We start from the raw sequence: 16,893 nt of genomic DNA on the forward strand, positions 1-16,893 counted from the left end.
ATGGCACTGACTAAACCGCCTGTCCTGCCGCCCTGGGCGGAAGCCGGCGACAAGGTTCAACCCACCAACGCCGAGCTTCAGACCGGTTGGCCGCTCTCCAACACGCCACCGGCTCGCCAGCGCTGGAACTGGATTCTGAACTTCCTGGCCAACGGTGTGCGCTACTTGACCCGCCGCGGGCTGCCCGACTACGGCGCCGACGAGACCTACATGATCGGAGACCGTGTCGTCGGGGACGACGGCAAGTCCTACCGCAGCCTCCAGGACAACAATGCCGGCAACACGCCGAGCACCTCTCCGCTGTGGTGGGAGCGCTGGGGGTTCTCGAAGTCTGAGCTGGCCGCCGAGCTGAACAACCACGACTACAAGGATTCCTGCCGAGTGGCAACAACTGCCAACCTCGGCGCGCTGTCCGGGTTGCTGACCATCGACGGTGTTGTGCTCATTGCCGGCGACCGAGTGCTGGTCAAAGACCAAGGCGCTGGTAGCCAGAATGGCATTTACGTCGTTGCTGCTGGCGCGTGGTCGCGTGCTGCCGACTTCGACGAGAACTCGGAGGTAACCTCTGGTGCGCTCGTTCCGGTCGCTGAGGGCACGGCCGGTGCGGATACTGTCTGGATGCTTACCACCGACGGCAATATCACGGTAGGAGTCACGTCTCTGGCATTCTCGGCTGTCAATGGCAATGTAGGCACCCCCGGCACCTACAACCAAGTGACGGTCGATGCGAAGGGACGTGTGGTTGCTGGCTCATCCGTTTCTGCGAACGCATCTGTCCAAGCAGGATTCAAAAATCTTCTGCTATCGGCCACTGGCATCAATGCGAGCACGCTCATTTCGTATGACGAGCTGATCCTTGAAGACGGCTCCAACAACTACAAGACAGTGCGTGGAGGAGCTTTCTACAAGACAACCGGTGCATGGGCTGTAGGCAGCGCCAATGGAGGCCTTGATACCGGGGCAATCGCTGCCTCCACTTGGTACTCTGTTTGGGTCATCTATAACCCGACCACTCAATCTGTCGATGGCCTTCTATCTCTTTCGGCAACTGCCCCAACGATGCCAGCTGGCTATACGTACAAGGCTCGCATCGGCTGGATTCGCACCGATGGCACGGCAAACAAGTATCCGCTGAGCTTCAAGCAGTACGGGCGGCGCGTTCAGTATGTCGTCGCTAGTGGCTCGAACCTGGCGGCGCTCCCAATCATTGTCAGTGGGGTTCAGGGCGCTCCGGCAACACCGACGTATGTGGCGGCTTCGGTTGACAACTTCGTCCCGTCGACGGCTGGCATCATCAAGATGCAGTGGGACGGAGACAACAACACCGGAACGTCAATTCTTGCGCCGAACAACAGTTACGGCGGCAGCGCTGCCACTCTGACGAAACCGTGGCAATCGGTTAATGGCGCCCAGGACACCTACGGCGGCCAATACTCACTCATTCACGACATGTTGCTCGAAAGCAGGAATATCTATTTTGCTTCGACCAATTCAACCAACCGCGTTAAGTGCATCGGATGGGAGGACAACCTATGAGCTACGCAGTGCGTAAAGATGGCCTAGGCTTTCGTGCCGTGGCTAACCAGGACGATGTAGGGCCGGACGAGGTTTTTTCCGAAACACAACCGGCAGAGACAGCTGATCAGACCAAGGCAAAGGTCTGGAATGCCATCAAGTCCAAGCGCGATGCCATCAAGGCCGGCGGCGTGAAGGTGGGCACCAAGTGGTATCACACAGACACGGAGTCACGCATCCAGCACCTCGGGCTGCTGGAGAAGGCACGAGCGGCCCGCGCCGCTGGCGGCACCGATGCCACGCGGCTGCAGGCAATGGGTCAGGACATCAAGTGGAAGACGATGGACGGCTCGTTCATCTACCTCACCGTCAAGCACGCCGAGGATATTTTCGCGGCCGTGACGGACCTCGATGCTGCCGCATTCGCCGCTGCCGAGACGCACCGCGTAGCGATGGAGGCATCCGCTGATCCGGCCGCCTACGACTTCTCGGCCGGCTGGCCGGCGACCTTCGCGGGGTAGCGCCATGGGGACCATCAGCCTGTTGTTCAGCACTTCGGGCCACCCCATGAGCGCGGCCATCCGCCTCGGAACCTGGTCGGACTGGTCACACGTGGCCATCATCGACGGCGACGAGGTGATCGAGGCCACGGCGCCGGCCGGTGTTCGCCGCTTCCCGGTGGTGCAGTCGATCAATCACGCCAAGCGCGGCGCCATCGTCGAGCTGCCGTGCCGGGATCCTCAAGCGGTGATCGCCGCGGCGGCCTCCCAGATCGGCAAGCCCTACGACTACACCGCCATCCTCGGTCTCGGCCTGCGCCGCGACTGGCAGGAGGAGAATGCGTGGTTCTGCTCCGAGCTGGTGGCCTGGGCCTTCCAGCACGCCGGCGAGCCGCTGTTCCGTGCGGAATGCCTGCGCCGGGTGACACCGCAGCACCTGTGGATGCTGGCGCCGGCACCGCCGCCCCCTGACCCCGCGCTTCTCGCCCCCATCGAAGGCCGCCTCGTGCGGCCTTCTTCTTTTTAGCCAGCCAACGAAGGGAGAAAAGAACAATGGCTGAACCGACCTCCAGTGCCGCAGCCTTGGCAGCCGCCACGGCAACCGGGCTGACCGTTTTCGGGGTGGCAACCGGCCTGCATCCCGCCATCCTGCTGGCAGGCCTCGCCGGCGGCCTCTGGGCGCTCTCCTATCAGGAGCCTGCGCCGGCATGGAAGCGCGTGGCCATCACGGTCATGGCTTCCGTCGTGGCCGGCTACTTGGCGCCCGCCGTCGCCGCCGGCGTGACCGCGCTCGATGCGTGGCCCCACGCCCTGACACGCGACCTGGTGCAGTTGCCGATTGCCGTCCTGATCGGCCTGCTTTCCCACCGGGTGCTCGGCCCCGCACTTCTGCGGATCGCCGCCAAGAAGGCCGAGGAGGTATCCAAATGACCGCCTTGCTTCTCCAGCTCGTGGTGCTGCTCGCCGCCGGCGTCATCGTCGTGCGCGCCGAGCCGGCGCTCAACCGCATGAGCCGCTGCACCCCATTCATGATCCGCGCCTCGTTCCACCTGCTCACGCTGGGGGCCGCGGCCGAGATCGTCTTCATCCTGTCCGGCGAGGTGCCCTCGTGGCCAACGGCGATCACCACCGTCGGCGTGGCGGCCTTGCTCATCTGTGAGCGGCGCCTGCGCCTGCTTTGCCCACCCACGCGGAGGAAGCTGTCATGAGCACGACCAACGAACCCGCCTGGCTCACCGAGGCGCGCCGGCATCTGGGCGTGGCCGAAGTGCCCGGGCCGAAGCACAGCCCCGTCATCCAGTCCTGGCTGCACAAGCTGCGGGCGTGGTGGAACGACGACGAGACGCCCTGGTGCGGCGTCTTCGTGGCGGCATGCATGGACACGGTCGGCATCCCGCTCCCGAAGTACTGGATGCGCGCCAAGGCGTGGGCCGAATGGGGCTTGCGCCTGTCCGCCCCGGTCCCCGGCTGCATTGTCGTCTTCGAGCGGCAGGGCGGCGGCCACGTCGGCTTCGTCGTCGGCCGCACCGCCAAGGGCCATCTGATGGTGCTGGGCGGAAATCAGGGCAACCGGGTGAGCATCGCGCCCTTCGACCGGACGCGGGCGGTCGCCTACGTGTGGCCGTCCGGGGTGCCGATGCCGCCCCATTCCGTGCTGGCCGTGCTCGACGCCGGCGGCGCGCAACTCTCCACCAACGAGGCTTGACCATGCTGACGAAACTGATCCCCGCGCAGTACCGCTGGCTCGCGTGGCTGGCGCTGGCTGCCATCATCGCCGCCGCCGGCGCCTGGGGTGGCCACAAGGCCACGGCCGCCTACTACAAACCCAAGGTGGCCAAGGCAGAGGCCCGCGCCGCCGAGTTCGAGTCGGCCTACAACTCCCTCGCGCTGGCCAGCCAGCACCAGAACGAAGCCATCAATCAGCTGCTGGCCGATGCCAAGGCCCGCGAGAAGCGCGCCGCGCAGGAGCTGTCCCAGGCCCGCGCCGCGGCAAACACCAGCCGCGACCAGGCGGCGGCCATCATGGGCCTCAAGCTGCCCGCCGGCGCCGACGAGTGCAAGGAGGCCCGGGAGGCCTTCGACGAGGAACTGCGACAGGAAAGGGGAAAGCGATGACGCGACTTTCGTTATCCGGCATTTTGGCCGTGATTCTTTCGTTTTCGCTGGCCGGGTGCGCCGGTCTGGCGCCGAAGGTGCAAGAGGTCAAGGTGCCGGTCCCGGTGCCGTGCAAGGTCGAGGCGCCGTTGCGCCCCGCCTTCGCGGTAGATGGTCTGCCGGTCGGCTCCGGGATCTGGGAACAGATGAAGGCCCTGCGCGCCGAGCGGAAACAGCGCCAGGGCTACGAGGCAGAGTTGGAGGCCGCGGTAAGGGCCTGCCAATGACGAAGCCGCCCAAGTTCCCCGTCTATGACCCCGCCAAGGACGGCAACCGCTTCGAGTGGATCATCAAGCAGGCGGCCGTCCTACACGAACAGCAGGCCAAGGAGCGCCTCAACCGGCCGAAGTACGACTACCTGACCGGGCGCCCCGTTTCCCCTTCGGCGCCGCGGTAGCTTCCGCCGCCGCCCCCTCCTCCTTCTCAGCCGCCTTCTTGGCGAGCTCGTCAATCCAGTCCGACCACGCCTGCATCATTTCCCGCCGCTCGGGGAGATATTCGGCGTGGTTGTAGGCTGCCTTCACCTTGTCCCGCTCCGCGTGGGCAAGCTGCCGCTCGATCACATCAGAGCGCCATCCCAACTCATGCAGCAGGGTCGATGCCGTCGATCTGAAGCCATGCCCCGAGAACTTGCCAGCGTAGCCCATGCGCTCCAGGGCCTTGTTGATCGTCGTCGCCGTCATGCACGTCTTCGGCGTGCGCAGGTTCGGGAACAGGTACTGTCGGCCGCCCGAGAGCGTCTTCAGCTCGGTCAGCAGCGCCACCGCCTGCCGTGACAGCGGCACGATGTGGGACTCCCCGACCTTCATCTTCTTCTTCATCTTCATCCGCCCCGCTGGCACCCGCCACTCGGCCGCCTCCAGGTCGAACTCCGTCCATTCCGCCTTGCGCAGCTCCACCGTCCGCACGAAGGTGTAGAGCATGAGCTGCAGCGCGATCACGGTCCCGCGGTAGCCGCCATAGTCGCCCAGCAGGTTCAGGAAGCGCGGAATCTCGTCCTTGGCCAGGGGCGGGTTGTGCCGCACCGGCGCTCGCTTGATCGCCCCGTAGAGCGCCGCTGCCGGGTCGCTGTCGGCGCGCAGCGTGGCCACGGCATACCGGAAAATCTGCCCGGACCATTGCCGGATCAGCACGGCGATGGACTGCGCCCCGCGCTTCTCAACCTCGCGGATGATCCCCAGCAGGTGGGCAGCCGTGACCATGCGGATCGGCAGCGAGCCGATCTTCGGGAACACGTCCTTGCCCATGAACGTCTCGACCTGGCGCAGGTAGTTTGGCGACCAGTGCGCCCGGTTCTGCTCGATCCACTCCCGGGCAACCGCCTCGTAGGTGTTGGCGGCCTCACCCATCCGGCGCAGGCGCTCGGCCTCCTTGGCGTGGGTCGGGTTGGTCCCCTGCTTGACGTGCTCCCGCGCCCACTCGCGCTCGCGCCGGGCGTCGGACAGCGACACGCCCGGGTATTCCCCGATGGTGTAGATGCCGTCCTTCTCCGGAGTGATCCAGTAGCGGTAGCGCCAGATTTTCGCGCCGCTCGGGCGCACGTCGAGGTAGAGGCCTTGCCCGTCCTGGAGCTTGTAGGGCTTCTCGGCGGGCTTGGCGTTGCGTACTTTGGTGTCGGTGAGGGATGCCATTTACCGGATAAGGGTCCGTTTCAGGGGGTCTTATCCGGTAGGTTATCCGGTTTTTCCGTGGCTGCCTATGGCCCGGAATACACCGGAATGGATGAAAACGCAGAAGCCGCAAGGGCTTCGAGGCGATTTAATGGACGTGCGCGGAAATCCGTGGATTTGGTTCGCAGTTATCGATCATCAGCAGCATGGCAGCGCCCTCACTCGAAACGGGTATCGAGGCCGTTTTCGGCCATTTCCGCGGCCCGCAGCACGGCCCGGGCCTTGTTCTGGGTTTCCTGCCATTCGGAGGTCGGGTCCGAATCGGCAACGATGCCGGCGCCGGCCTGGACGTGCAGCTGGCCGTCCTTGATCACCGCGGTACGGATGGCGATGGCCAGGTCCATGTCGCCGTTGAAACCCAGGTAGCCGATGGCACCGCCATAGATGCCGCGCTTCACCGGCTCCAGTTCATCGATGATTTCCATGGCCCGCACCTTGGGGGCGCCGGAGAGGGTACCGGCGGGGAAGGCCGCCTTCAGCACATCCAGGGCCGAGAGGCCGGCCTGGAGCTTGCCTTCCACATTGGAGACGATGTGCATCACGTGGGAATAGCGCTCGATGCTCATGCGCTCGGTCAGCTTCACCGAACCGGTCTGGGCCACCCGGCCCACGTCGTTGCGACCCAGGTCCAGCAGCTGCACGTGCTCGGCGATCTCCTTCTGGTCCGCCAGCAGGTCCTCGGCCAGGGCCGCATCCTCCTCCGGCGTTGCCCCCCGCTTGCGGGTGCCGGCGATGGGCCGCACCGTCACGGTATCGCCTTCCAGACGGGTGAGAATTTCGGGGGAAGCGCCCACCACATGGAAATCCTCGAAGTCGAAGTAATACATGTAGGGCGAAGGATTGAGGGTGCGCAGGGCCCGGTACAGGGACAGGGGGCTGGCGGAGAAGGGTTTGGTCATGCGCTGGGACAGCACCACCTGCATGATGTCGCCTTCGGTGATGTACTCCTTGGCCTTGGCCACCGCCTGCTTGAAGGGCGCCTCACCGAAGATGGAAACCGCCGGCTGGGAAGTGGCCGGCTTCTCCTCGGGGATGGGCGCCGGGGTACGCAGCTGGGCCAGCAGCTCCTTGAGGCGTGCCCGGGCCTTCTGGAAGGCGCCGGGAAAGCCGGGCTCGGCATAGACCACCAGGGTCAGCTTGCCGGAGAGGTTGTCCACCACGGCGATCTCTTCCGAGAGCAGCAGCAGGATATCCGGCGTACCCAGTTCGTCGTGCTTGGCGCTCTTGGTCAGGCGGGTTTCCACATAGCGCACCGTGTCGTAGCCGAAGCAGCCCACCAGGCCGCCGCAGAAGCGGGGCAGGCCGGCGTAGGGGGCGACGCGGAAGCGTTTCTGGTAGCTCTCGATGAACTCCAGGGGATTGGTGTCGTTTTCCCGCTCGGCGATGCGCTGGCCGGTGAGCACCATGACCTGGTGGCCATAGACGGCGATGCGGGTGGGGCTGGCCAGGCCGATGATGGAGTAGCGGCCGAAGCGCTCACCGCCCTGCACCGATTCCAGCAGGTAGGTGTAGGGGCCGTTGGCCAGCTTCAGGTAGATGGAAAGGGGGGTATCGAGATCGGCAAAGGTCTCGAGGGTGACGGGGATACGGTTGTACCCCTGCGCGGCAAGCGCGTTGAATTCAGTTTCGGTCATGGGGACCTCGCAAGTACGACAGGTTGTATTTCAATGCTTGCCCGGGAGTTTGGTCTCAACTCGCCGCCCGGGCCCGGACGGGTAATATCAATAATGGCGCGGCGAGCGCCACCAGCCACGCCAGCCCCAGGCGGCGCGGTTACCCATCAGGAAAGCATTGAACTTGCGGGTCACGGTGAAGTGTCGATTCGGAGTCGGTATCGATTTAAGCGCCGGCCGCCCAACGGGCCGCTGCGACGAGGTCCGATACTAGCGCATCGCAATCGGCGCTGTCTACGGGCCGGCCTTCGTTGTAGCCGTAGGGCACGCAAATCACCGGACAGCCGGCAGCCCGGGCCGACTCGATGTCGTTGAGGGAATCGCCCACGTGCAGGTTGAGGCCCGGCTCGGTAGCCAGCAGAGCGCAGGCATGGAGCAGGGGCTCGGGCCGGGGCTTCTTGAAGGCCAGGGTGTCGCCGGCGATGACCACCTCGAAATACCCGGCCAGGCCCATGCGCTCCAGCAGCGGCGAGGTAAAGGCGGCCGGCTTGTTGGTCACCACCCCCAGGGGCAGGCCGAGGGCGCGAAACGCCTCCAGACCTTCCACCACACCGGGATAGACGGTGCTGGCCCGGCCGTTGATGTCGGCGTAGTGCCGGCGGAACGAAGCGATGCCGGCTTCCAGCAGGGACGCTTCGGGGGCGGCATCCCAGGTCAGGCAGCGCTCCACCAGCACCGCCATGCCCTTGCCGACGAAACGGTGGACGTCGTCATCCGTGCGGGGCGGCTGGCCCAGTTCGGCCAGCATGGCGTGGCAGGCGGCCGCCAGGTCGGGGATGGAGTCGACCAGGGTGCCGTCCAGGTCGAAGGTGGCGGAACGAAGGGGCATGGCGAATTTCCGGGGCAAGGCGGCGGCAAGGAGACGGATGGGGCGGGCGAGGCTGTCTAAAAGTCACCTCACCGGAGAAGCAACAGGGACGGCAACTCCAGGCATGCCATGCCGGAGATTGGCGTCCCTATTGGCTTTCAGCCTAGGCGCTGGCGAGCTGCTGGCGCAGGGCGGCGATGACCGAGTCGTAGCGGTTGGGATCGCTGTCCTGGCCGGCGCCATAGACGGCGGAGCCGGCGACGAAGGTGTCGGCCCCGGCCCGGGCGATCTCGGCGATGTTGTCCACCTTCACGCCGCCGTCGATTTCCAGGCGGATCTGGCGGCCGCTACGGGCGGTGTAGGCATCGATCCTGGCCCGGGCTTGCCGCAGCTTGTTGAGGGTCTCGGGAATGAACTTCTGGCCGCCGAAGCCCGGGTTCACGCTCATCAGCAGCACCACGTCCAGCTTGTCCATGACGTGGTCCATGTAGTGCAGGGGCGTGGCCGGGTTGAAGACCAGGCCGGCCTGGCAGCCGCTGTCCCGGATCAGGCCCAGGCTGCGGTCCACGTGCTCGGAGGCTTCCGGATGGAAGGTGATGATGTTGGCCCCGGCCTTGGCGAAATCGGGAATGATGCGGTCCACCGGCTTGACCATCAGATGCACGTCGATGGGCGCCGTGGTGTGGGGGCGGATGGCTTCGCAAACCAGGGGGCCGATGGTCAGGTTGGGGACGTAATGGTTGTCCATGACGTCGAAGTGGATCCAGTCGGCCCCGGCGGCGATGACCGAGCGGACCTCCTCCCCCAGCTTGGCGAAATCGGCGGAAAGGATACTGGGAGCGATGAGATGCATGGCGGCGGCCTTGTGGGGGTTGGTGTGACAGAAAGGTGATTTTATCGTGAACCCACGCCGAGGCCGGCTTGTCAGAGTGCACACAGTGATGTGCAATGAGACTTTCCACCCCACAGACCCGAGACCATGGCCGAAAGCAAAAAATACGAAATCGCCGTGACCACCGTGCCCCAGTACCTGGCCGAGCAGTCGGACCCGGACGCGGAGCGCTACGTGTTCGCCTACACCATCACCATCCGCAACATCGGCACCGTGGCCGCCCAGCTGATCTCCCGCCACTGGCTCATCACCGACGCCAACGAGGAGGTCCAGGAGGTGCGGGGCCTCGGCGTGGTGGGGCACCAGCCCCTGCTGCAGCCCGGCGAGAGCTTCGAGTACACCAGCGGCGCCTCCCTCAGCACACCCGTCGGCACCATGCGCGGCAGCTACCAGATGGTGGCGGAGGACGGCACCCAGTTCGAAGCGGACATTGCCGAGTTCGCCCTGGCCGTGCCCCGGGTACTGCACTGAGACGCCGGTGGGCCTGCAACACAGCTACGCCCTGATCGCCCCGTTCTACGATGCGGCCCTGGCGGCGGCAACCCGGGGAGCCCGTCGCCAAAGCCTGGGCGCCCTGCCCCAGCCCCCGTCGGACGTGCTGCTGCTGGGCATCGGTACCGGCCTGGATCTCCCCCACCTGCCCCGCCAGCACCGCTACACCGGGCTGGACCTGACCCCGGCCATGCTGGCCCGGGCCTGCCGCCGCAGCGACGGTCTGGACTTCGCGCCGGTCCGCGGCGACGCCCGCCGCCTGCCCTTTGCCGATGCCGCCTTTGACGCCGTGGTGCTGCACCTGATCCTGGCTGTGGTGCCGGAACCCCGCCTCTGCCTGCAGGAAACCGCCCGGGTGCTGCGCCCCGGCGGCACGGCCCTGATTTTCGACAAGTTCCTGCAACCCGGGCAGCGGGCGCCCCTGCGCCGGCTGCTGTCGCCCCTGGCCAGCCGGCTGGCGACCCATCTGGACGTGGTTTTCGAGACCGTGCATGAAAGCGAGCCGGCCCTGCAACTGGAGTCCGACAGGCCGGCCCTGGCGGCCGGCTGGTTCCGCCTGATCCGCCTCCGCCGCCGCTGACGGCCGCTCCTAGCGCACGTGCAGGTAGCTGGGGTTGTCGATCAGGCTGACGGCCTGACACAGGGCTTCCACCGCCTTGGGCCGGGTGAAGCCGACCCGCCAGGCCAGGGCCACCCGCCGCGACGGGGCCGGGGCCTTGAAGGGCACCACGCTGATGAGGTCAGTGGAATAAGGCTTGCAGAGGGCACCGGCCGGCAGTACGGAGAGGCCGAAGCCGGAGGCCACCATGCAGCGGATGGTCTCGATGGAATGGCCCTGCCGCACTTCCGTGTCGGAACCGCTGATCTGGGGACAGGCGTCCATCACCTGGTCGCGGAAGCAGTTGCCGGCCTTGAGCAACAGCACCTCCTCCGCATCCACCTCGTCCGAGGCGATTTCCTGCTTGTCCTGCCAGGGATGGCCCTGGGGCACCACCACCTTGAACGGCTCGTCGTAAAGGGGCCGCGTCACCACGCCGGGCAGCTCGAAGGGCAGGGCCAGGATGGCCGCATCCACTTCCCCGTGGCGCAGCATGTCGGCCAGGGTGGCGGTCATGTTTTCCTCGATGGCCAGGGGCATGTCCGGGGCGATCTGGCGCAGGGAGACGATCAGTTCGGGCAGGAGGTAGGGGCCGATGGTATGGATCACGCCCAGCTTCAGTCCGCCCTCCAGCTGGTTGCGTCCCCGGTGGGCGATCTGGCGCACCCGGTCGGCCTCTTCCAGGGCCCGGGCCGCCTGGGCCACCACCTGCTCGCCCACATCGGTCAGGGTCACCTGGCCCTTGCCCCGCTCGAACAGGATCACGCCCAGGTCCTCCTCCAGGCGCTGGATGGCAACGCTCAAGGTCGGCTGGCTCACGGAGCAGCGTTCCGCCGCCCGGGAAAAGCGCCCCTCCTGCGCCAGGGCGACGATGTAACGCAATTCGGTCAATGTCATGGCTGTCCTCCCAGAACTCAGCACGTTGGTCTTGCCCGGTATGTTCCGGACTATAGGCAACCGCTATGGCGGCAATAGACAAACCCTATATAACCCATTGATTTGTCGCCGCATTATACCCAGCCAAGGATGCCGAACCGGGCTCGTCTGGGCTTTGGTTGACCTAACGCAAAGAGGCCCGGCATCCGGTGCACGACGGCCCACCACAGACAGCACGACTCAAGTCCGCGCCCCGGCGGCCGTTAAAGAAACATAAGGACAACGGCGACAGACCACGGCGATGGCAGACAACCTGGAACGACTGGAACAATTGATCGAGAGCATCCTGCGCGGCGAGCGGGAAAGCAGCATGACCATCACCCAGCTCATGGAGCGCCTCTCCCAGCCCGTGCAATGCGAACGACTGCTGGAAGAAATGCACTGACCCAGGCCAGCCCTCAGCCCCGCCCCAACGGCCCGCCCCGGCGGGTTTTTTGTTGCCTGTCGCTGACTGCCGAAGCCCCCGCAGGCCCATAAAAAAAAACCCGCCGTGAAGGGCGGGTTTCTTCGACGCTGCTACAGCTGGCGTTCAGCTGCGGTAGTCGGCGTTGATCTTGACGTAGTCGTAGGAGAAATCGCAGGAGTAGATGCAGCCCTGGGCGGTGCCCCGGGCCAGATCCACCCGCACGGTGATCTCGGCATTCTTCATGATGCGGGAGCCGTCCTCTTCCTTGTAGGCGGCAGCCCGGCCGCCCTTTTCCGCCACCAGCACGGCATCGCTGCCGCTGGCCAGCCAGACACGGATCTGGCCCACATCCAGGTCGGTGATGCCAGCATAGCCGATGGCTGCCAGGATGCGGCCCAGGTTGGGGTCGGAGGCGAAGAAGGCGGTTTTCACCAGGGGCGAATGGCCGATGGCATAGCCCACCTTGCGGCACTCTTCCAGGTCCTTGCCGCCTTCCACTGCCACGGTGATGAACTTGGTGGCACCTTCGCCGTCGCGCACGATGGCCTGGGCCAGTTCGATGGAAACGGCGACGATGGCCGCCTTCAGGGGCGCCCAGGCGGGATCGGCGCCATCCTTGATGCGCAGGCCGCTCTGGCCGGTAGCCATGACGATGAAGGAATCGTTGGTGGAAGTGTCGCCATCCACGGTGATGCAGTTGAAGGACTGGTCCGCCGCCTCCTTGGCCACCTGCTCCAGCAGATGCTGGGGAATGCCCGCATCGGTGGCGAGGAAGCCCAGCATGGTGGCCATGTTGGGCTTGATCATGCCGGCGCCCTTGGAGATGCCGGTGATGGTGACGCTCTTGCCGCCGATCTCGACCTTGCGGGAGGCTGCCTTGGCCACGGTGTCCGTGGTCATGATGCCGTGGGCGGCCGCATGCCAGTTGTCGGCCTTGAGGTCGGCGATGGCGGCGGGCAGGCCGGCCTGCAGACGATCGACGGGCAGGGGCTCGAGAATGACGCCGGTGGAGAACGGCAGGATCTGGCGATCCTCATCCAGCCCGAGCAGGCCGGCCAGGGTGGCGCAGGTCTGCATGGCCGCCTGCAGGCCGGTCTCGCCGGTACCCGCATTGGCGATGCCGGTGTTGATGACCAGGGCCCGGATTTCCGACTCGCCGGCCAGATGCTTGCGGCACACCTGCACCGGGGCTGCACAGAAGCGGTTCTGGGTGAACACGCCGGCCACGGTGGAACCGGGGTCCAGGGCGATCACGGTCAGGTCGCGCCGATTGGCCTTGCGGATACCGGCTTCGGCAGTGCCGAGGCGGACACCGGCAACGGGGAACAGGGCTTCGGGGGCAGGCGTGGCGTAATTGACGGGCATGAATCTCTCACCGCAGGGGATAAAAGAAAACGCAGAGGGTAGCAGGTCGCTCCCTCTGCGTCAGTTCAGTTTTTATTTCAGTTGAGCTTGCCGTGGCAGTGCTTGTACTTCTTGCCGCTGCCGCAGGGGCAAGGATCGTTGCGCCCCACCTTGGGACCGGCCTGGGCCGGCTGCTGGCCGGCTTCCTCGCCCTCGCCGTCCGCGGTACCCAGCACCTCGTCGTAGTCGGCATGGTGGTATTGCACGTTTTCCACCCCGGGCTGTTCCACTTCGCTCACGTCCTCGGGCGAACGGACCTGGACGGTGAGGAGCAGCTTGGAAACCTCGTTGCGGATACTGTTGAGCAGGCCTTCGAACAGTTCAAAGGCCTCCCGCTTGTATTCCTGCTTGGGGTTCTTCTGGGCGTAGCCGCGCAGGTGGATGCCCTGACGCAGATGGTCGAGGGCGGCCAGGTGCTCGCGCCAGTGGCTGTCCAGGCTCTGCAGCATGACGTCCCGCTCGAACTTGCGGAAGACGGAAGGATCGGAAACCAGGGCCACCTTGTCGGCATAGGCCTGGTCGGCGGCGGCGATCACCCGGTGCAGCAGGTCCTCGACGGAGAGAGTGGTGTCGGCCTGCACCCATTCGGCCACCGGCAGGGTGAGCAGGAACTCGGCTTCCAAAGCCTTTTCCAGCCCTGGCAGGTCCCATTGCTCCTCGACGCTGTCCGGCGGCACATAGAGGTGGAACAGATCGGCCACCACCCCCTGGCGCATGGCCTGGATGGTTTCGGAAATGTCGTCCACTTCCAGCAGGTCGTTGCGCTGGGCGTAAATCACCTTGCGCTGGTCGTTGGCTACGTCGTCGTATTCCAGCAACTGCTTGCGCATGTCGAAGTTGCGGGCCTCCACCTTGCGCTGGGCGGATTCCAGGGAGCGGGTCACCAGAGGATGCTCGATGGCCTCGCCCTCGGGCATCTTCAGGCGCTCCATGATGGCCTTGAGGCGGTCACCGGCGAAGATGCGCAGCAGCGGGTCGTCCAGGGACAGGTAGAAGCGGGAGGAACCCGGATCGCCCTGACGACCGGCCCGGCCCCGCAGCTGGTTGTCGATGCGGCGGGACTCGTGGCGTTCGGAACCGATGATGTGCAGGCCGCCGGCGGCCAGCACCTGGTCGTGCACCGGCTGCCATTCGGCCTTGAGGGCGGCGATCCTGGCTTCCTTGGCGGCATCATCCAGGGACTCGTCGAGGCGAACGGCATCAATCTGCTTCTCGATGCTGCCGCCGAGGACGATGTCCGTACCGCGACCGGCCATGTTGGTGGCGATGGTGATCATGCCGGGACGGCCGGCCTGGGCCACGATCTCGGCCTCCTTGCCGTGCTGCTTGGCGTTGAGCACCTGGTGCGGTAGCTTTTCCTGGTCCAGCAGGCGGGACAGCAGCTCGGAATTCTCGATGGAGGTGGTGCCCACCAGCACGGGCTGACCCCGCTGGTGGCAGTCCAGGATGTCCGCCTTCATGGCCGCGAACTTCTCGGCGGCGGTGCGGAACACCTGGTCGTTGTGGTCCTTGCGCTGGGCCGGGCGGTGGGTCGGGATCACCACGGTTTCCAGACCGTAGATTTCCATGAACTCGTAGGCTTCGGTATCGGCCGTACCGGTCATGCCGGCCAGCTTGCCGTACATGCGGAAGTAGTTCTGGAAAGTGATCGACGCCAGGGTCTGGTTTTCGTTCTGGATGCGCACGCCTTCCTTGGCTTCCACCGACTGGTGCAGACCTTCGGACCAGCGGCGGCCGGGCATCAGGCGGCCGGTGAACTCGTCCACGATGATGATCTCGCCGTTCTGCACCACGTACTGCTGATCCTTGTGGAACAGGTTGTGGGCCCGCAGGGCGGCATTGAGGTGGTGCACCAGGATGATGTTGGCGGCTTCGTAGAGGCTGCGCCCCTCTTCCAGCAGGCCGACGCGGGCGAGGATTTCCTCGGCATGTTCGTGGCCCTGCTCGGACATGTGCACCTGGTGGCCTTTTTCGTCCACCCAGTAGTCGCCTTCGGAGTTTTCGTCGGCGGCCCGGGTCAGCAGGGGCACCACCTGGTTCATGCGCTGGTACAGCTCGGTGTGGTCCTCGGCCTGGCCGGAGATGATCAGGGGAGTACGGGCCTCGTCGATGAGGATGGAGTCCACCTCGTCCACGATGGCAAAATTGAGACCCCGCTGCACCCGCTCACCGGCCGCATAGACCATGTTGTCGCGCAGGTAGTCGAAGCCGAATTCATTGTTGGTGCCGTAGGTGATGTCGGCAGCGTAGGCAGCCTGCTTCTGCTCGTGGGGCATCTGGGACAGATTGACCCCGACGGACAGCCCCAGAAAACGGTGCAGCCGGCCCATCCACTCGGCGTCGCGCTGGGCCAGGTAGTCGTTTACGGTAATGACGTGCACGCCCTTGCCGGAAATGGCATTGAGATAGGACGGCAGGGTGGCCACCAGGGTCTTGCCTTCGCCGGTGCGCATTTCGGCGATCTTGCCGTAGTGCAGCACCATGCCGCCAATCATCTGCACGTCGAAGTGCCGCATGCCCAGGACACGCTTGCCGGCCTCCCGCACCACGGCGAAAGCTTCCGGCAGCAGGTCGTCCAGGGTTTCCCCCTGGGCGTAGCGCTGGCGGAACTCGTCGGTCTTGCCGCGCAGGGCATCGTCGGACAAGGCGCTGATGGCGGCCTCGAACCCGTTGATTTTCTGGACGATCTGGGAATATTGCTTGATCAGCCGATCATTGCGGCTGCCGAAGATTTTCTTGAGGAGTCCGGGGATCATCGTGAGAGACGCTTAGGCGTCCGTTAGCGGGAAAGGGGCGATTCTACCACGCTAAGGAAGGCCGCCAATTTGGGGAAAATCAAAGGAAACGGGACGAAGGACTCGTCCCGCCGGGGATGCAACTAGTGACGGGACGCCACCTGGGAGCCTTGCTGCAGGAAGCGGGCCGGATTCTGGGCCACCCCCTGGAAGCGCACCTCAAAATGCAGATGGGGACCGGTGGAACGCCCGGTATTGCCGGTGGCGGCAATCAGCTGTCCACGCTTGACCAGTTGGCCGACCCGCACGTTGATCTTGGACAGATGGGCGTAGCGGGTGGAAAAGCCGTTGCCGTGGTCGATCTCGATCAGGTTGCCGTACTGGGGATGCATGCTGCCCTCCACCACCACGCCGCCGGCGGCGGAAACCACGGGCGTACCGACTTCGGCGGAGAAATCCACGCCTTCGTGCATGGCATTGACCCCGGCGATGGGATCGGAGCGCACCCCGAACCCGGAACCGATGCCGGCGCCCTGGATCGGCAAGGTGGTCGGCAGCAGCACCTTCTTGATGCGCTGGTCCATCAGCTGGTTTTCCAGAACACGCATGAAATCGACGCGCTGATCCACCAGCGCAGCCATGCGGTCCAGTTCCCGATGCAGTTCGTCCGAAGACTTGATGGAGGTGTCGCGAAGGGAAGTGGGCAACAGGGGACCGCCCTGACCGCCGCCCTTGGCCACCGGCAACAACTGCCCCTTGTCTGCCGGCTTCATGCCTGCCAGCACGGAAAGGCGCTCGCCCATGGAATCCAGGTGCAGCAGCTGCGCCTGCATCTCGCCCAGGCGGCCAGCCATGACATTCAGATTTTCCCGCATGAACTCCTGGGTTTTCTGGTTTTCCTGGCGCTGTGCTGCCAGTACCAGATCCTGTACCAGGGGCAGGCGGAAGTGTACGGTGAGCCAGGAAAAGGCCATGGCGGCCAGCAACACCAGCACCATGAAGCCAGCCCCAAGGGAAAGGATCACCTTGGGGGTCAGGCTGACGGTCTTGGTGGTTGCCAGGCGGTCAGACACCAGAATAATATGCACGATGCTTCTCCTCGAAGTGATC

Annotated in this window: 20 protein-coding genes; 12 read left to right on the forward strand and 8 right to left on the reverse strand. The window is 65.2% G+C overall.

All coding sequences use genetic code 11. The annotated features are described in order from the left end of the window. From AC3QLZ_RS07805 to AC3QLZ_RS07845, 9 genes are read left to right on the forward strand one after another with little or no spacing between them, the layout of a single operon-like run. The gene (locus tag AC3QLZ_RS07805; protein ID WP_492783599.1) at nucleotides 1-1,536 is read left to right on the forward strand and encodes a hypothetical protein; all 1,536 of its coding nucleotides are present in this window, start codon (nucleotides 1-3) and stop codon (nucleotides 1,534-1,536) included. Next, nucleotides 1,533-2,036 carry a DUF4376 domain-containing protein gene (locus AC3QLZ_RS07810; protein ID WP_492783600.1) on the forward strand — a complete coding sequence of 168 codons (504 nt, stop codon included), beginning with the start codon at nucleotides 1,533-1,535 and terminating at the stop codon, nucleotides 2,034-2,036. The genes AC3QLZ_RS07805 and AC3QLZ_RS07810 overlap by 4 nt, the downstream gene beginning before the upstream one ends. A gap of 4 nt (nucleotides 2,037-2,040) precedes the next feature. Then, nucleotides 2,041-2,541, forward strand: a complete 501-nt coding sequence (locus AC3QLZ_RS07815) for a YiiX/YebB-like N1pC/P60 family cysteine hydrolase (RefSeq protein ID WP_492783601.1) — start codon at nucleotides 2,041-2,043, stop codon at nucleotides 2,539-2,541. 26 nt (nucleotides 2,542-2,567) lie between these two features. After that, entirely contained in the window at nucleotides 2,568-2,945 is a 378-nt protein-coding gene (locus AC3QLZ_RS07820; RefSeq protein ID WP_492783602.1) for a hypothetical protein, read from the forward strand. After that, a complete protein-coding gene (locus AC3QLZ_RS07825; protein ID WP_492783603.1) occupies nucleotides 2,942-3,223 on the forward strand; it encodes a hypothetical protein in 282 nt (93 codons plus the stop codon). Before AC3QLZ_RS07820 ends, AC3QLZ_RS07825 begins: the two co-directional genes overlap by 4 nt. After that, a complete protein-coding gene (locus AC3QLZ_RS07830) occupies nucleotides 3,220-3,720 on the forward strand; it encodes a TIGR02594 family protein (protein ID WP_492783604.1) in 501 nt (166 codons plus the stop codon). The genes AC3QLZ_RS07825 and AC3QLZ_RS07830 overlap by 4 nt, the downstream gene beginning before the upstream one ends. 2 nt (nucleotides 3,721-3,722) lie before the next feature. After that, nucleotides 3,723-4,130 carry a hypothetical protein gene (locus AC3QLZ_RS07835; RefSeq protein WP_492783605.1) on the forward strand — a complete coding sequence of 136 codons (408 nt, stop codon included), beginning with the start codon at nucleotides 3,723-3,725 and terminating at the stop codon, nucleotides 4,128-4,130. Then, nucleotides 4,127-4,396 carry a hypothetical protein gene (locus AC3QLZ_RS07840; RefSeq protein WP_492783606.1) on the forward strand — a complete coding sequence of 90 codons (270 nt, stop codon included), beginning with the start codon at nucleotides 4,127-4,129 and terminating at the stop codon, nucleotides 4,394-4,396. Before AC3QLZ_RS07835 ends, AC3QLZ_RS07840 begins: the two co-directional genes overlap by 4 nt. After that, a complete protein-coding gene (locus AC3QLZ_RS07845) occupies nucleotides 4,393-4,566 on the forward strand; it encodes a hypothetical protein (protein WP_492783607.1) in 174 nt (57 codons plus the stop codon). The genes AC3QLZ_RS07840 and AC3QLZ_RS07845 overlap by 4 nt, the downstream gene beginning before the upstream one ends. On the opposite strand, the gene AC3QLZ_RS07850 is transcribed toward AC3QLZ_RS07845, so the two are convergent. The 4 genes from AC3QLZ_RS07850 to rpe form a co-directional block, all read right to left on the reverse strand. Further along, on the reverse strand, nucleotides 4,505-5,800 hold the full coding sequence (locus AC3QLZ_RS07850; protein WP_492783608.1) for a tyrosine-type recombinase/integrase: 1,296 nt from the start codon (nucleotides 5,798-5,800) through the stop codon (nucleotides 4,505-4,507). The genes AC3QLZ_RS07845 and AC3QLZ_RS07850 overlap by 62 nt on opposite strands. A 197-nt stretch (nucleotides 5,801-5,997) precedes the next feature. Next, nucleotides 5,998-7,473 carry an anthranilate synthase component I gene (gene trpE, locus AC3QLZ_RS07855; RefSeq protein WP_014235341.1) on the reverse strand — a complete coding sequence of 492 codons (1,476 nt, stop codon included), beginning with the start codon at nucleotides 7,471-7,473 and terminating at the stop codon, nucleotides 5,998-6,000. A 205-nt stretch (nucleotides 7,474-7,678) separates the two neighbouring features. Further along, nucleotides 7,679-8,341 carry a phosphoglycolate phosphatase gene (locus tag AC3QLZ_RS07860; protein ID WP_014235342.1) on the reverse strand — a complete coding sequence of 221 codons (663 nt, stop codon included), beginning with the start codon at nucleotides 8,339-8,341 and terminating at the stop codon, nucleotides 7,679-7,681. Nucleotides 8,342-8,483: 142 nt separating this feature from the next. Continuing rightward, nucleotides 8,484-9,173 carry a ribulose-phosphate 3-epimerase gene (gene rpe / locus AC3QLZ_RS07865; RefSeq protein WP_014235343.1) on the reverse strand — a complete coding sequence of 230 codons (690 nt, stop codon included), beginning with the start codon at nucleotides 9,171-9,173 and terminating at the stop codon, nucleotides 8,484-8,486. Nucleotides 9,174-9,299: 126 nt separating this feature from the next. Between rpe and apaG the strand changes: the two genes are divergently transcribed. After that, nucleotides 9,300-9,683, forward strand: coding sequence for a Co2+/Mg2+ efflux protein ApaG (gene apaG, locus AC3QLZ_RS07870; RefSeq protein ID WP_014235344.1), 384 nt, complete (start codon nucleotides 9,300-9,302; stop codon nucleotides 9,681-9,683). A gap of 7 nt (nucleotides 9,684-9,690) precedes the next feature. Next, entirely contained in the window at nucleotides 9,691-10,284 is a 594-nt protein-coding gene (locus AC3QLZ_RS07875; RefSeq protein ID WP_014235345.1) for a class I SAM-dependent methyltransferase, read from the forward strand. Nucleotides 10,285-10,293: 9 nt separating this feature from the next. Here the strand turns inward: AC3QLZ_RS07875 and AC3QLZ_RS07880 are convergent, their stop codons facing one another. Further along, nucleotides 10,294-11,199, reverse strand: coding sequence for a LysR substrate-binding domain-containing protein (locus AC3QLZ_RS07880; RefSeq protein WP_014235346.1), 906 nt, complete (start codon nucleotides 11,197-11,199; stop codon nucleotides 10,294-10,296). Between the two features lie 280 nt (nucleotides 11,200-11,479). Between AC3QLZ_RS07880 and AC3QLZ_RS07885 the strand changes: the two genes are divergently transcribed. Continuing rightward, nucleotides 11,480-11,623: a hypothetical protein gene (locus AC3QLZ_RS07885; protein ID WP_014235347.1), complete on the forward strand. Its 144-nt coding sequence runs from the start codon at nucleotides 11,480-11,482 to the stop codon at nucleotides 11,621-11,623. 144 nt (nucleotides 11,624-11,767) lie between these two features. Here AC3QLZ_RS07885 and argJ read toward each other — a convergent pair whose 3' ends face one another. The 3 genes from argJ to AC3QLZ_RS07900 all read right to left on the reverse strand — a co-directional run bounded on the left by argJ (nucleotide 11,768) and on the right by AC3QLZ_RS07900 (nucleotide 16,871). Further along, on the reverse strand, nucleotides 11,768-13,009 hold the full coding sequence (gene argJ / locus AC3QLZ_RS07890) for a bifunctional glutamate N-acetyltransferase/amino-acid acetyltransferase ArgJ (protein WP_014235348.1): 1,242 nt from the start codon (nucleotides 13,007-13,009) through the stop codon (nucleotides 11,768-11,770). Between the two features lie 77 nt (nucleotides 13,010-13,086). After that, nucleotides 13,087-15,804 (reverse strand): preprotein translocase subunit SecA, encoded by a 2,718-nt coding sequence (gene secA, locus AC3QLZ_RS07895; RefSeq protein WP_014235349.1) that lies wholly within the window; start codon nucleotides 15,802-15,804, stop codon nucleotides 13,087-13,089. A gap of 122 nt (nucleotides 15,805-15,926) precedes the next feature. Beyond that, nucleotides 15,927-16,871 (reverse strand): M23 family metallopeptidase, encoded by a 945-nt coding sequence (locus tag AC3QLZ_RS07900; RefSeq protein WP_014235350.1) that lies wholly within the window; start codon nucleotides 16,869-16,871, stop codon nucleotides 15,927-15,929. Between the last annotated feature and the right edge of the window lie 22 nt (nucleotides 16,872-16,893).

The sequence above is a fragment of the Azospira sp. MPR-LB4 genome (assembly GCF_058809525.1).